Origin of the sequence: Thioalkalivibrio sp. AKL17 (assembly GCF_000377885.1) — a bacterium.
In the GTDB taxonomy this organism is placed as follows: domain Bacteria; phylum Pseudomonadota; class Gammaproteobacteria; order Ectothiorhodospirales; family Ectothiorhodospiraceae; genus Thioalkalivibrio; species Thioalkalivibrio halophilus.
Window position 1 is genome coordinate 10454 of record NZ_KB898769.1, and the last position, 13891, is coordinate 24344.

Annotated in this window: 12 protein-coding genes; 9 read left to right on the forward strand and 3 right to left on the reverse strand. The window is 70.2% G+C overall.

The genetic code is table 11. From position 1 onward, the window contains the following. Window positions 1-17: 17 nt before the first annotated feature. The 6 genes from D577_RS0111630 to D577_RS0111655 are packed head-to-tail and all read left to right on the forward strand — an operon-like array spanning window position 18 to window position 5799. The gene (locus D577_RS0111630) at window positions 18-1115 is read left to right on the forward strand and encodes an agmatine deiminase family protein (RefSeq protein WP_018947643.1); all 1098 of its coding nucleotides are present in this window, start codon (window positions 18-20) and stop codon (window positions 1113-1115) included. Next, complete coding sequence (locus tag D577_RS0111635) at window positions 1099-2082, forward strand: hypothetical protein (protein ID WP_018947644.1); 984 nt, start codon at window positions 1099-1101, stop codon at window positions 2080-2082. The genes D577_RS0111630 and D577_RS0111635 overlap by 17 nt, the downstream gene beginning before the upstream one ends. Then, window positions 2079-3281, forward strand: coding sequence for a glutathionylspermidine synthase family protein (locus tag D577_RS0111640; protein WP_018947645.1), 1203 nt, complete (start codon window positions 2079-2081; stop codon window positions 3279-3281). Before D577_RS0111635 ends, D577_RS0111640 begins: the two co-directional genes overlap by 4 nt. Then, window positions 3253-4245, forward strand: coding sequence for a hypothetical protein (locus tag D577_RS0111645; protein WP_038036335.1), 993 nt, complete (start codon window positions 3253-3255; stop codon window positions 4243-4245). The genes D577_RS0111640 and D577_RS0111645 overlap by 29 nt, the downstream gene beginning before the upstream one ends. A gap of 4 nt (window positions 4246-4249) precedes the next feature. After that, window positions 4250-5215 carry a deoxyhypusine synthase family protein gene (locus D577_RS0111650; protein WP_018947647.1) on the forward strand — a complete coding sequence of 322 codons (966 nt, stop codon included), beginning with the start codon at window positions 4250-4252 and terminating at the stop codon, window positions 5213-5215. 2 nt (window positions 5216-5217) lie between these two features. Next, window positions 5218-5799, forward strand: a complete 582-nt coding sequence (locus tag D577_RS0111655; RefSeq protein ID WP_026289041.1) for a CAP domain-containing protein — start codon at window positions 5218-5220, stop codon at window positions 5797-5799. 43 nt (window positions 5800-5842) lie between these two features. Here D577_RS0111655 and D577_RS0111660 read toward each other — a convergent pair whose 3' ends face one another. Next, window positions 5843-6988 (reverse strand): GGDEF domain-containing protein, encoded by a 1146-nt coding sequence (locus D577_RS0111660; protein ID WP_026289042.1) that lies wholly within the window; start codon window positions 6986-6988, stop codon window positions 5843-5845. Between the two features lie 133 nt (window positions 6989-7121). Here D577_RS0111660 and D577_RS0111665 point away from each other — a divergent pair, with 133 nt between their 5' ends. After that, window positions 7122-8189, forward strand: a complete 1068-nt coding sequence (locus tag D577_RS0111665) for an efflux RND transporter periplasmic adaptor subunit (protein ID WP_026289043.1) — start codon at window positions 7122-7124, stop codon at window positions 8187-8189. Next, entirely contained in the window at window positions 8186-11344 is a 3159-nt protein-coding gene (locus D577_RS0111670) for an efflux RND transporter permease subunit (protein WP_018947650.1), read from the forward strand. The genes D577_RS0111665 and D577_RS0111670 overlap by 4 nt, the downstream gene beginning before the upstream one ends. Here the strand turns inward: D577_RS0111670 and amrA are convergent. Together amrA and amrB are read right to left on the reverse strand one after the other, a co-directional pair. Continuing rightward, a complete protein-coding gene (amrA, locus tag D577_RS0111675; protein WP_018947651.1) occupies window positions 11293-11889 on the reverse strand; it encodes an AmmeMemoRadiSam system protein A in 597 nt (198 codons plus the stop codon). The two genes, D577_RS0111670 and amrA, sit on opposite strands and share 52 nt — an antisense overlap. Further along, the gene (amrB, locus tag D577_RS0111680; RefSeq protein ID WP_018947652.1) at window positions 11886-12689 is read right to left on the reverse strand and encodes an AmmeMemoRadiSam system protein B; all 804 of its coding nucleotides are present in this window, start codon (window positions 12687-12689) and stop codon (window positions 11886-11888) included. Before amrB ends, amrA begins: the two co-directional genes overlap by 4 nt. Window positions 12690-12756: 67 nt before the next feature. On the opposite strand from amrB, the gene amrS reads away from it, so the two are divergent. Further along, window positions 12757-13869: an AmmeMemoRadiSam system radical SAM enzyme gene (gene amrS, locus D577_RS0111685; protein ID WP_018947653.1), complete on the forward strand. Its 1113-nt coding sequence runs from the start codon at window positions 12757-12759 to the stop codon at window positions 13867-13869. Window positions 13870-13891 lie beyond the last annotated feature (22 nt).

Genomic DNA, 13891 nt, shown 5'->3' on the forward strand with positions numbered 1-13891 from the left:
GGGGGAGGGGAGAGGTCATGGGGGCGGTGCCGGCGGCAGCGGATACGGACGATCATGTTGCGGGTGCGGCGAGAACGCATCCGACCGCACCCGTCCGCAGGTTTCCGGCGGAGTGGGAACCGCGAGGCGGCACGCTGCTCGCATGGCCGTCCGCGGAGCAGGCCTGGCGCGGGCAATACGCCGGCGTGCTGGCGGCCTTTCGGGAGCTGGTCGCCGAGTTGCGCGAGGTGGAACCCGTATGCGTGCTGGTATCGCCCGAGGAACGCCAAGATGCGGGTGCGTTGCTGGGGGGCGAGGACGGGATCTCGCTGCGGCTGGAGCCGCTGCCGGTCAACGACATCTGGATGCGCGATGCCGGCCCCCTGTGGGTCCGCGAGGGTTCACGGACGTTGCTGGTCGACGGTGGCTTCAACGGCTGGGGCAACAAGCACCCCTGCGAACTGGATGCGCTGGTCCCGCTCATGCTGGCGCGCCGCTGGGGCCAGCGCCGCGAGCGCCTGCCGCTGACGCTGGAGGGGGGCGCGCTGGAATCCAGCGGGGCCGGGGATCTGCTGACCACCGAATCGGTGCTGGGCGCGCCCGCGCGTGACAATCCCGACACGCCGGAGATGGAACGGGCCCTGCGCACGACCCTGGGCGTGCGGCGGGTGCACTGGCTGCCGCGTGGCCTGAGCGGGGATGATACCGACGGTCATATCGACAACCTGGCCCGTTTCGTGGCCCCGGATCGCATCGTGGCGATGCGTTCGGCAGACGGGGCGCACCCGGACGCGGCGATGCTGGAGGACATGCATCGGCGTCTGAGCGCGCTGGATCTGGTGACCGGCCCGCCCGAGGTCGTGAGTCTGCCGGCCCCCGTGCTGCAGGGTCCCGATGATGAATGGCTGCCGGCGAGTTACGCCAATTTCTACATTGCTCCCGGGCGCGTGATCGTGCCGCAGTTCGGCGTGCCCGAGGATGCGGTCGCGCTGGGGGTGCTGGCCGACTGCCTGCCGGATCACCGGCCGGTGGGGCTGGATGCCCGCGCGCTGGTGCATCTCGGGGGCACCTTCCATTGTATGGCCCAGCCGCTGGGCGTGTTTCCGGATGGGGCGCGAGATGTACACGGATCATAAAGTCTATCTGTTGCAGAAGATGATCGGGCCCCTGATGATCGGGGTGTGGGTCGGCGCCCTGTCCGCGGTCTTCTTTTATGAGGCCGACATCTTCTGGCCGGACACCGGTGTGGTGTTCGGGATGGCGCTGGTCATCTCCTTCTTTGGCCTGCTCTGGAACCGCGCCTCGCGCCTGCACCCGTTGTATCGGCGGGGCAATGCGGCGATCGGCGCGGTGCGTCTGGGGATCATCCTGGGTTTTGCATGGTGCCTGTGGGTGCTTGTGCATCACGCCGACCCGACCATCGAGGGGTTCTGGTTCGTGCTCTACGCCCTGATGGCGTTCGCCGCGATCAAGGTCTTCGGACAGGTGGCCGGGCAGCTGTTCGGCCCGCGCCTGCAGGTGGACGTGTTCGAGCGTGGCAATCTTGCCGCCGGGGTCTTCCTCGGTGCGTTCGTGCTGGCGACCGGGATGATCTTCGGCGGCGCGAGCTGGGGCGATCTGGAGGCCGGCGGGCTGGAGTACGGCTGGGTCTTCGAGGTGCTGCCGGGCTACGAGGATGGCTGGTGGATCACCCCGTGGTTCTTCGGCATGGGCTGGCTGATCCTGGTCTTGACCCTGGGGCTGTGGATCCGACGGGAGAAGACCGACTTCTACCGCCGTGTGGTGCGCGATCGCAACATGGAGGACGCCAAGGCGGCCGCCTATTTCATGATCGCCTGTGCGATCACCCTGACCTACGCGGTACACGGCGACTATCGCGGATTCGCCGATGCCCTGATCGGATTCAGCGTGATCGCCCTGCCGGTGCTGGGCCACGAGGTGATGCGGCCGCCCGCGCCGGCCCATGCCGGCAATCAGGCCGGCGACGAAGGCGTGCCGGCGGTCCGCTCGCGCGATCGCGAGGGCGGGGTCTACATCCTGCTGGCGCTGGCCGGAGTCGTGCTGGCACCGCTGGTCTCGACCCTGCTGGGACTGCGCGGGTGAGAACCGAACCCTGGCCGCTGGAGCCGCCGCAGGTGCGCCGCCTGCTGGAACGGCTGTCCCTGCAGCTGGGCAAGTGGGACATGCACCAGGCCGGCGACCCCACGGTGCTGCCGGATTTCCTGGTGCTGGGCGCCGAAGAGCACCGGGCGCTGGTGCGGCGTGCGCAGACCGCCTGGGCGGCACAGTGCGAGATGGAGGAGGCGGTGCGCACTCAGCCGGCCTGTCTTGAGGCGGTGGGGGTGCCGGCCGAACTGCGCGAGGTCGTGGCCACGGCGCCTGCGCCCGGACCGCGGCTGACGCGCTGTGACTTCCACTGGAGCACCGACGAATGCTGGCGGATCAGCGAGTTCAATCAGGACGTGCCCGGCGGGCTGGCCGAGACCGCGGAGCTGGACGCCACCGTCGCCGCGGCGACGGGCGTGCGCGGGATGCAGCCGGCCGGGGACCTGGCCGCGGCGATCACCGCCGCGCTGGCGCCGTGGCCGCGCATCGGTCTGGTCCACGCAACCGCCTGGTCGGTGGATCTGCAGCAGGTCGCCGCGGTGGCGCGATGGCTGGAAGCGGCCGGGCATGCGACGGTCATCGGCTCGCCGGCCAATCTGCAGTGGCGTGATGACCGTCCGCACCTGTTCGATCGGCCGGTGGATGCGCTGTTCCGGCATTACCCCGCGGAATGGATTCCCGGGCTGCCCGACCCGCAGGCGTGGCTGCGGGTTGCGCAGGAGGTGCCCTGCATGAACCCGCTGACCGCCGTGGTGGCGGAGAGCAAGCGCTTTCACGCGGCTCCGGCCGAACATGCGCTGGGCCTGTCCGAGGCCACGCAGGCCACGCTGGCGCGTGACTTCACCCGTTCGTGCTATCCCCGGGCGGAGGGGCGTGACGCGTGGCTGGCCGAGCGCGAGGAATGGGTGCTGAAACGCACCTACGGACGCATGGGCGAGGGCATCCGGATTGGCGCCGCGCTGTCGGCGCAGGCCTGGGACGAGGCCCTGGATACCGCGCTGCAGGACCCGCAGGGCTTCGTCCTGCAGGAATTCTTCGAACCCGCACCGCTGTGGTTTTCCCATGGCATGGGCTACCCGGTGGTGGGGGTCTTTCTCGTCGACGGCGAATTCGCCGGGTATCACACCCGGGTCAGCCGTCATCCCGTGATCCAGCATGATGCGAGCTATGTCCCGACGATGGTTACAACTGCTTGAACGCCTGGGGTCCCCGCTGGGGACCGGCACCGAAGACCCCGATGCCGCACCGCCGGTGGAGGGGCAGACGGTCTCCGAAGACTGGCGTGACTACATGCACCATGAACGGCTGTACCGCCTGTACGGGCCGCATCCGGAGGGGCCGTGGCGGCCGTATCACTGCCCGACGCTGTTCGCCGGGATCGATCGCCTCAAGCTGCAACCACACGAGCAGCAGCTGCACGAGCGGATTGCCGCCGAGCGTCCCCCGGGCACCTGGGACTGGCTGCGTCCGGATACCCTGACGGTGGTGGACCTGCCGGGCGGTCTGAGCGTGCAGATGGCGGCGACGCTTTTTGCCGAAGGGACCTGTCAGCTGATCGCGACCTTCGATCACTGGCCGCGGGCCAACTCCGAGCCCGCGGGCATGATGCGCCGGCTGGACGCGGAACCCACGGTCGCGCCCCCGCACGCGGGGGATCCCCGCATCATGGTCGACTCGCGTGAAGTCGTGAACGCGATGGTGACCATGGCGCCGCGGGTGGCGGCGCGCTGGGCGCGCGGCGTGCCCGCGGACGCGCCGCCGGTGTGGGTCTGCGATGCCCGCCGTCTGACGTCCGCGACGCCGGGCCCCGGCGATTACGACAACCGCTATTTCATCGATGACTCCATCCTCCCCGGGCCGGAGAGCCTGCGCTCCGCCGGTATCGCGCGGGTCGTGCACGTGGCCGCGGACGCCGATGCCACGCCCGAGGACGATCTGGCCAACTGGCTGCACGAGCTCTACACCGCCGGCTTCGACACCGCCCGCATGACCCTGGGCGACCCCGAGACCTGGGTGATCCCGATGCCGATCATCCCGGCGCCGGGCGCGCCCATCGCCGGCCGGGTGAGCAACCGCTCCGATCGCGGGGGGTTCGGTCAGACCATCTCCGAGCGGGGCAGCTCGGGCGGCGTCTACTCGGGCGCCGGGGCCGGGGGCTGAGCGGATGCAGGTCGCAGAGTTCATCGAGCGCCATTACGGGCATTTCAACGCCCGCGAGCTGCGCGCGGCCGCGCGCGCCTGGCGCGACCACGCCGACGCCGGCGGGCGCATGTTCCTGTCGATGTCGGGAGCGATGTCCAGCGCCGGGTTCGGTCGCATCCTCTCGCGCGCCATCCGCGCCGGCCTGATCCACGGGATCGCCTGCACGGGCGCGAATCTCGAGGAGGACGCCTTTCGCCTGATCGGCGCCGACACCTACGAGACCCTGCCGGACTGGCGCACCCTCGGGCCGCAGCGCGAGGCCGAACTGTACGCCCGCGGGGTCAGCCGGGTGACCGACATCGGCATCCCGGAAACGGTGATGCAGACGGTGGAGTCGCTGCTGATCCGGCGCTGGGAGGCGGCGGCGCGATCCGGGCGCCAGGCTTCGCCCGCCGATTACCTGCAGGACGTGCTGCGCGACGCGTGGCTGCGCGAACGCTTCATCGAGCCCGAGGCCAGCTGGCTGCTGGCCGCCGATGAATGCGGCGTCCCGATCTGGACCCCCGGCTGGGAAGACTCCTCCACCGGCAATGCGTTTTCCGCCGCGGTCATGCGCGGTGACGTGGCCCGCCACGACTGCGTGGAGCCGGGTACGGCACAGATGAACCGCCTGGTGCGCTGGTATCTGGAGAACTGCGACCCGGCCCCCGGGATTGGTTATTTCCAGATCGGCGGCGGCATCCCGGGCGACTTCGCGATCTGCGTGGTGCCGCTGATTACCCGCGAACTGGGTCTGGAGGATACCCCGACCTGGGGCTATTTCTGTCAGGTCACCGATGCTGACAGCACCTATGGCGGCTATTCCGGGGCACCACCGGACGAGAAGATCACCTGGGGCAAGCTGCGCCCCGGGACCCCGCGCTTCGATATCCATTCCGACGCGACCATCGTCGCGCCGCTGATCCTGGCCTACATGCTGGAGGACTGACCTTGCGACGCCTGCCGATCCCGCGCCCGGCCGCATGGCCGAGCCTGTTGCCCGTTGTGCTGCTGCTTCTCGTCAGCGGCTGTGCCACGCCTCCGTCGCCGGGCGAACGTTTGGTGGAGACGGTCAACGAACACCGCGAGGATCGGGGGCTGGAACCGGTGGCCTGGTCACCCGCGCTGGCGGAGGTCGCAAAGATCCATCTGGAGGATCTGGAGTCCGCGGATGCCGCGGAGGGCGAACAGTGCAACCTGCACAGCTGGTCCGATGACGGGGACTGGACGGCCTGCTGCTATCGCCCTGGCGACGAGGCCTCGGCGGAGTGCATGCGGCGCAAGCCGCGTGAGATTACCGGCGGGGACTACCCTCATGCGGGTTACGAGATCGCGGCCTGGCGCAGTTCCGGCATGGACCGGGAGGAGGCGCTGCGGATCTGGCGCGACAGCGACCCGCATCACGAGGTGATGGTCAATCGGGGCGTATGGTCCGAGGTCGAATGGGAGGCCATCGGCGCCGCGCTGTCGGAGGAATATGCCCTGGTGTGGTTCGGCGAGGAGCCCGAAGGTGAGTCGGGCGTTGCCGAATAGCGAACGGGACGGCGTCCCGCATGCGCCGCTCGCGGGAATGCGTTCAGGTGGTCGTGCGCGGGGTCGTGCCGGAGTCCGGGCCCGGTAGCGGGTCGGGCGGGGGAACGACGCGGTTGCGGCCTGCGGCCTTGCCGGCGTAGAGCTGGCGGTCGGCGCGGGCGAGGAGGGAGTCGCGGTCGTCTTCCGGGGCGAATTCGGCTACGCCCAGGGTGGCCGTGATGCCGAGGCCCGCCACGGGCTCCTCGGCCAGGGCCCGCCGGCAGCGCTCGGCCAGCGCCGTGGCTTCCCGCAGGTCGATGCCGGGGGCGACCACCAGGAGTTCCTCGCCGCCCCAGCGGGCGGTCAGGTCGCTGTCGCGCACGCGTGCCTGCAGCCGGGCGGTGACCTCGCGCAGCACCCGATCGCCATGGGCATGGCCGTGGGTGTCGTTCACGTCCTTGAAATGGTCAAGATCGGCGATGATCACGCTCATTGGCTGCCCGTAGCGGCGCGCATAGGCAATCTCGCGTTCCAGCCCGGCCTCGGCGGCGCGGCGGTTGGCCAGGCCGGTGAGCGGATCGGTGGTCGCCCAGTCGTGCAGGATCTCGGCGCGCAGCAGGGCGCGCTGCAGCTGGTCGCGCATCCCGGCGACCGCGGCCAGCAGGGCCAGCAGCAGCCCGAGGAACACATGTACGCGCACCAGGTACATCAGGGTCTCGGCCGTGGGCGGGGCGGCTGCCATGTATTCCCGCAGGACTCCGGTAACCGTCAGCAGGATCGAGAGCCCGAGGATGACGATCCCGGCGATCACGCCGCGGCGCCGGTCGAGCATCACGAAGGCGCCGGCGACCAGCAGTCCCACGGCCCAGAAGTGGCCGCCGACCAGCACCATCAGTTGCTGCTCGATCCCGGCGGCGAAGTGCATGTGCCAGGCCAGCCGCCCGAGGATCAGCGCGGAGGCGACCAGCACCATCAGCCCTTCGAGGTGTTCCAGCGTCAGCCATTGCCGCCACAGCACGACCAGCAGCCCGGCCAGGAGGGCCGCGAACGGCGGGTAGACCTGGGACAGAAAGGGGTCATCGGGTCCGCGGAACCACCAGCTGAGCAGGGTGATCGCGATCCCGCCGACAAGTACCAGCGCATATACCAGGCGCTTGCGGGCCCGGAGTTCACGGATTTCGGTGCTGGGTTCGTCCGGTTGTTCGGTCATCAGGGGTCTGTCGCGTGCGGGCGCGGGGCCCGTTTCCGGGGTGCCGGCCGACAGGTGGTCGCCGCCCCGTTTATAGTGATAAGGCATAGTGACATTTTGAACGCGGGCGGGCCATGGCGAGAGGCGACCCATGATGGCGGGATACGGACGGTGGATCGCGGCCGGGAGCATCGTGCTCCTGACGGTGGCCTGGATCGCTTCGGGAGTGCTGACCCGCGAGCCGCCCGCGGAGCCGGAGCCGCGGGCGGCACAGCCGATGGCGGTGGCGGTGGAAACCCGGGCGGCCGAATCGGTGGAGCGCATCCTGGTCCTGCAGGGACAGGTGGAACCCGACCAGCGGGTTCACATGCGCGCCGAGACCGAGGGGCAGGTGGCCGAATGGGCGGTGACACGCGGTGCCGAGGTGGCAGCGGAGGACCTGCTGGCCCGCCTGCGCATCGACGACCGCGAGGCCCAGCGTCGCCAGGCCATCGCGCGCGAGCGCGGCGCCGAGAGTGATTTCGAGGCGACCCGGCGGCTGCATCAGCAGGGGCATGCCTCGCGCACCGAGCTGGAGGCGCGCGAGGCCGAACTGGAGGCGGCGCGTGCCGCGCGCGAGGCGGTCGAGCTGGATCTGCGCAACACCCGCATCCGCGCGCCGCTGGCGGGCATCGTCCATCAGCGGCTGGCGGAAGTCGGGGACTTTGTCGGCCGCGGCGATCCGGTGGCCGAGATCATCGACAATGACCCGCTGCGGGCGGTGGTCCAGGTGCCGCAGCACCAGATCGGGCGGGTCGAACGCGGGCAGACGGCGCGCATCCGCTTCCTCGACGGGCGCACCGCGGAAGGCGAGGTGCGCTTCGTCGCGCGCGTGGCCGAGCCGGGCTCCCGCACCTTCCGTCTCGAGGTCGAGGTCCCCAATCCCGATGGTGCGCTGCCGTCGGGCCTCAGCGCCGGTGTGGAGATCCCCACCGACATCGTCCGGGCCCATCGCGTGTCGCCGGCGGTCATGTCCCTGGGCGATGACGGCCGCGTCGGGGTGAAGACCGTCGACGACGCCGATCGGGTGGTCTTCCACCCGGTGGAAGTCGTGCGGACTGCGGCCGAGGGCGTGTGGGTGACCGGTCTGCCGGACGAGGTCCGGGTCATCACTGTGGGGCAGGGCTTCGTGACCGAGGGCGAGCGGGTGCGTCCGCAGGCGGCCGGGGAGACCGAGCGGTGAATGCGCTGATCGCCTGGGCGGTGACGCATGCCCGGACGGTCCTGCTGTTCCTGCTGCTGATCCTGGTCACCGGGTCCATGGCCTGGGTGGTGGCGCCGAAGGAGGCCGCTCCCGAGATCGACATCCCGATCTTCTTCGTTTCCGTGCCCTACCCGGGGATCTCGCCGGAGGATGCCGAACGCCTGATGGTGCAGCCGCTGGAGCGGGAGCTGCAGGGGCTTCCGGGGGTGGACGAGATGCAGTCCTGGGCCGGCGAGGGTTTCGCTCTGCTGCGAATCGATTTCGAACCCGGCTGGGACAACCGCCAGGCTCTGTCGGATCTGCGCGAGGAGGTCGATCTGGTTCGTCCGGAGCTGCCGGACGGGGCCGAGGAGCCGTCGGTGTCCGAGGTGGACCTGTCGCTGTTTCCGGTGGTGACGGTGAATCTCTCGGGGCCGCTGGAGGAGCGCACGCTGGTGCGCCTGGCACGCGAGCTGCGCGACCGCGTGGAGGCGCTGCCCGGGGTGCTGGAGGCCGACATCGGCGGCGACCGCGAGGAGCAGATGGAGGTGCTGGTCGATCCGCTGGTGCTGGAGACCTACGAGCTGTCCTTCGGCGATCTGAGTCGCGCGATCGAACGCAATAACCGGCTGGTGGCCGCCGGCGCGGTGGACACCGGGGTGGGACGCATCCCGTTGCGGGTGCCGGGCACCATCGACGACATCGATGACGTGCTGGACACCGCGGTACGGGTGGAGAACGACACCGTGGTGCGCGTGCGCGACGTGGCCGAGGTGCGCCGCAGTTATCGCGATCCGGAGGGCTTCACCCGCATCGACGGGCAGCCGTCGGTGTCGCTGGAGATCCGCAAGCAGACGGACGCCAATATCCTCGAAGTGGTGTCGGCCGCGCGCGCGACCATCGAGGCCTCGCGCGCCGAATGGCCCGACTCGCTGGAAGTGACGTATACCCAGGATCAGGCGAAGGATGTCGCCGATCTGCTGGGTGACCTGGAGAACAACGTGATCACCGCGGTGCTGATCGTGGCCCTGGTGATCCTGGTGATGATGGGCGGGCGCGCCGCGCTGCTGGTGGGGCTGGCGATCCCCGGCGCGTTCCTCGGCGGGATTCTGGCCATTCACCTGCTGGGCTTCACGCTCAACATCGTCGTGCTGTTCGCGCTGATCCTGGTGGTGGGGATGCTGGTGGACGGCGCGGTGGTGGTCGTGGAACTGGCGGACCGCTATATCGCCGAGGGGCGCGGGCGGGTCGAGGCCTTCCGCGCCGCGGCCCAGCGCATGGCCTGGCCGATCACGGCCGCCATCGCGACCACTCTGGCGGTGTTCGCGCCGATGCTGTTCTGGCCGGGGATGGTGGGCGAGTTCATCGTTTATCTGCCGGCGACGGTGATCGTGACCCTGATCGCCTCTCTGGCAATGGCGCTGGTGTTCATCCCGGTGCTGGGTTCGGTGATCGGCCCGTCGCATCCGATCAACGCGGAACAGACGCGTTTCGTGCGCGCGGCCGAGGAAGGGCGCTTCGACCAGCTGCATGGCTTCACCGCCCGCTACATCCGTATGCTGCGGCCGCTGGTGGACCGGCCGGGGCTGACCCTGGGGGCCACGGTCGGGTTGCTGGTCCTCGCGTACGCCGCCTATGCGAGTTTCGGTCGCGGGGTGGAGTTCTTCCCGTCGATCGAGCCGGAGAACGTGCAGGTCCAGGTGCAGGCCCGCGGCGATCTCTCGGTGCGCGAGGCGGACGCGCTGGTGCGCCAGGTGGAGGGCCGCCTGATGGCGTCGCCCGAGGTGAAACACGCCTATGCCCGCACCCTCGGGACCCAGCTCGCGCGCCTGCAGGGCGATTATCCGGAGGACGTGGTCGGGGTGATCCAGCTGGAGCTGACCCACTGGCGCACCCGCCCGCCGGCGGAGGCGGTCATCGCCGAATTGCGCGAGCGCACCGCGGATCTGCCCGGACTGCGGCTGCAGTTCCGGGCGCAGGAACACGGCCCGGGCGAGGGCCGGCCGATCCGCATCGTCGCCTCCGGCGAGCAGCCCGGGCGCATCCCGCCGGTGATCCGCGAGATCCGCGCGCAGATGGACGAACTGGGGGGCTTCGAGGACATCGGCGACGACTTGCCGCTGCCCGGGGTGGAGCTGGAGGTGCGCTTCGACCGCGAGCAGGCGGCGCGTTTTGGTGTGGACGTGCCACTGCTGGGCGACGGCGTGCAGCTGCTGACCGACGGCATCCTGCTGGGGAGCTGGCGCCCCGATTTCACCGACGAGGAGGTGGACATCCGCCTGCGGCTGCCGGCCGAGCAGCGCCACCTGCAGCAGCTGGCCAATCTCAACCTGCCGGCGCCGGGCGGGCTGGTGCCGCTGGCGAATTTCGCCGAGCTGGTGCCGGTCCCGGCCACCGGGCTGATCAAGCGCCTCGACGGCCAGCGCGCCTACACCATCGAGGCGGATGCCGCGCCCGGTTACCTGGTGGACGAACGGGTGCGGGCGCTGCAGGCACGGCTGGACACCCTCGAGCTGGATGACGCGGTGGAGATCCGGTTCCGCGGCGAGGCCGAGGAGCAGGAGGAGGCCGCGCGCTTCCTGCTGGGGGCCTTCGCGATGTCGCTGTTCCTGATGCTGGCGATGATGGTCACCCAGTTCAATCGGTTCTCCCAGGCGCTGCTGGTGATGTCCGCCATCGTGTTCTCCACCGCCGGAGTGCTGCTGGCGCTGCTGGCGCGCGGCGAGCCGTTCGGCATCGTGATGAGCGGGATCGGCGTGCTGGCGCTGGCGGGGATCGTGGTCAACAACAACATCGTGCTGATCGACAACTACAACGAACAGCGCGGTCGCGGCCTGACGGCGCACGAGGCGGCCCTGCGGGCGGCGGCGCAGCGCATGCGGCCGGTACTTTTGACCGCGATCACCACCATCCTCGGCCTGCTGCCGATGGTGCTGGCCTGGACCGTGGATTTCGCCGGCCGGGATTTCTACATCGGTGCACCGGTGACGGGCTTCTGGATCCAGCTGGCAACGGCGATCGCCGGCGGGCTGCTGTTCGCGACCCCGCTGACCCTGCTGTTCACCCCGGCGATGCTGGTGCTGCTGGATCGCATGCGCGGGCGCTATGAGTCATTGCGCGTATCCATGCGTCCGGGGAACTCCAGCGAGCCGTAGCGCCAGGCCTGCAGGCCCTCGGGCCACGGATGGCGCGGCAGGCCGGCCTTGCGCAGCAGGGCGTCGACGAAGGCCTCCGGATCGGGCAGGGATTCCCAGACCGCCGGGAGGAAGGTGGCGCGCCGCGGCCCCGCCTGCAGGATCAGCCCGTCCTCGCGCGGGCGCAGCCGGTCCAGCAGGGTGTGGCGACTGGTGGCCTCCAGTGGCTCGGACGGCCCCAGCAGGGTCACCGAGTACTCCAGTCCTGCCAGTTCGGGCGCGGTTAGTGGCGGGAAGCGCGGGTCGCGGGTGGCCGCGGCGACCGCGTTGTGCAGCACGTCTTCCGCCAGCGGACGGCGCGCTTCCAGCGAGCCGATGCAGCCACGCAGCTCACCCCCGCACTTGAGGGTCACGAAGCTCGCCCCGGGGGCATTCAGGGGCGCGGGTTCCGCCTCCGCGAGGAGCTCGGGCGCGGGGCCGTCACCGGCGGCGTGGCGGATGGCGTCGCGGGCCAGTCCGGTCAGCCGTTCACGCGCCGGAGTATCGGGTTCGAACGGGACCGTCATTGCAGGGCCCAGGCGCCGTAACCCACCACCTGGTCGCGCGGTCCGGCGGTATCCGCCGAGGTGCGCCGGTCCAGGGTGGTGATGCCCAGTCCGCGGCGTCGCGCGGCCCGCAGCAGCCCGGCCAGCGGGCGGCAGCCGCAGGCGTCTTCCGGCCCCAGCGCGGTGTCATCCATGCGCTCGATGACCTGCTGGGTGGCCGCGTCCAGGCGCTGCGCGGTCGCCTCGTCGTGGAAATGCGACAGGTCCGAACTCACCACCACCAGCGTGCCGGGGTCGTCCCACAGCCGGTCGAGCACCGCCTCGACCTGGTCCGGGGACGCATCGCCGACGACCAGCGGGATCAGGCGGAAGTCCTCGAGGGCCACCTGCAGGAACGGCAGCTGCGCCTCCAGGCTGTGTTCCGGGCCGTGGGCGGCGTCCAGGGACTGCACGCCGGGCAGCCCGGCGAGGGCATTCACGGCCTCGCGGTCCACGGGGATGTCGCCCAGCGGGCTGCGGTAGTACGCGCTGTCGGTGGTGGCGATCCCGCGAAACGGCACGCGGTGCGAGGGCCCGAGCAGGACCACGCGCCGGATGCGGCCGGCCAGCGGACGCACTCGGGCGTAGGCTGCCGCCGCGACCGGCCCGGAGAACGGGAAACCGGCATGCGGGGCGACGATCGCCCGGGGCGCCGGAGCATCCGCCTCCGGCGGCGACACCTCGGCGAGAAAGCCCTCCACCATCTGCCGCAGGGTGGCGGCATCGGCGGGGTAGAAGCGCCCGGCGACGGCGGGTTCGCGGATGGCGGCGGTGGCGGACATGTTCACTCCACAATATCTCGGTGTTCGTAACTTGAATTGTGGCGCCGCGGCGCCCACATTCAAGGGTATGAGCCGTACCACCGATACCCCGCAGCATGACGCCTTCACGGTGTCCACCCGCTATTGGCACGCCCTCGACGATGGCCGTGTGCAGTGCGATCTGTGCCCGCGTTTCTGCAAGCTGAAGGAGGGGCAGCGCGGCGCCTGTTTCGTGCGCGCCCGGCTGGACGACGAGGTCGTGCTGACCAGCTACGGGCGCTCTTCCGGTTACTGCGTGGATCCGATCGAGAAGAAACCGCTGAACCATTTCCTGCCCGGGACGCCGGTGCTGTCGTTCGGGACCGCCGGCTGCAACCTGGCCTGCAAGTTCTGCCAGAACTGGGACATCAGCAAGTCGCGCGAGGTCGATACCCTGGCCGACCGGGCGGATCCGGAGACCATCGCGCGGGCGGCCGAGGAGCTGGAATGCCGCTCGGTGGCGTTCACCTACAACGATCCGGTGATCTTCCACGAATACGCGATCGACGTGGCGGCGGCCTGTCGTGCGCGCGGGATCCGCACGGTGGCGGTCACCGCGGGCTACATCACCGAGGCCGCGCGCGGCGAGTTCTTCTCCGCGATGGATGCGGCCAACGTGGATCTCAAGGCATTTACCGAGCGCTTCTACCACCGCCTGACCGGCGCGCATCTGCAGCCGGTGCTGGATACCCTGGAATGGCTGGTACACGAGACCGACGTGTGGACCGAGATCACCACCCTGCTGATCCCCGGAGAGAACGACAGCGATCCCGAGATCGTGGCGATGGCCGACTGGGTGTACCGGCATCTGGGTCCGGAAGTGCCCATGCACTTCACCGCCTTCCACCCCGATTTCCGCATGACCGACCATCCGCGCACGCCGCCGGAGACCCTGCAACGGGCGCGCAACATCGCCCGCGAGCGGGGGCTGCATCACGTGTATACGGGGAACGTGCACGACCGCGACGGGCAGAGCACCTGGTGTCCTTCCTGCGGGCAACGGCTGATCGGGCGCGACTGGTACCGGCTGTCGGACTGGAACCTCACCGCCGATGGCTGCTGCAATGCCTGCGGGGCGGCCGTCGCCGGGGTGTTCGAGGCGCGGCCGGGGGACTGGGGGCCGCGTCGCCAGCCGGTGCATCTGGCGGATTTTGCCCGCTGACCGGCGCCGACCCGGGTTTCGG

What these genes read in the sequence shown, in the direction of transcription:
- D577_RS0111630 (WP_018947643.1), top strand. Translation starts at nt 18, where the DNA reads ATGGGGGCGGTGCCGGCGGCAGCGGATACGGACGATCATGTTGCGGGT.
- D577_RS0111635 (WP_018947644.1), top strand. Translation starts at nt 1,099, where the DNA reads ATGTACACGGATCATAAAGTCTATCTGTTGCAGAAGATGATCGGGCCC.
- D577_RS0111645 (WP_038036335.1), top strand. Translation starts at nt 3,253, where the DNA reads ATGTCCCGACGATGGTTACAACTGCTTGAACGCCTGGGGTCCCCGCTG.
- D577_RS0111650 (WP_018947647.1), top strand. Translation starts at nt 4,250, where the DNA reads ATGCAGGTCGCAGAGTTCATCGAGCGCCATTACGGGCATTTCAACGCC.
- D577_RS0111660 (WP_026289042.1), bottom strand. Translation starts at nt 6,988, where the DNA reads ATGACCGAACAACCGGACGAACCCAGCACCGAAATCCGTGAACTCCGG.
- D577_RS0111665 (WP_026289043.1), top strand. Translation starts at nt 7,122, where the DNA reads ATGGCGGGATACGGACGGTGGATCGCGGCCGGGAGCATCGTGCTCCTG.
- amrA (WP_018947651.1), bottom strand. Translation starts at nt 11,889, where the DNA reads ATGACGGTCCCGTTCGAACCCGATACTCCGGCGCGTGAACGGCTGACC.
- amrB (WP_018947652.1), bottom strand. Translation starts at nt 12,689, where the DNA reads ATGTCCGCCACCGCCGCCATCCGCGAACCCGCCGTCGCCGGGCGCTTC.
- amrS (WP_018947653.1), top strand. Translation starts at nt 12,757, where the DNA reads ATGAGCCGTACCACCGATACCCCGCAGCATGACGCCTTCACGGTGTCC.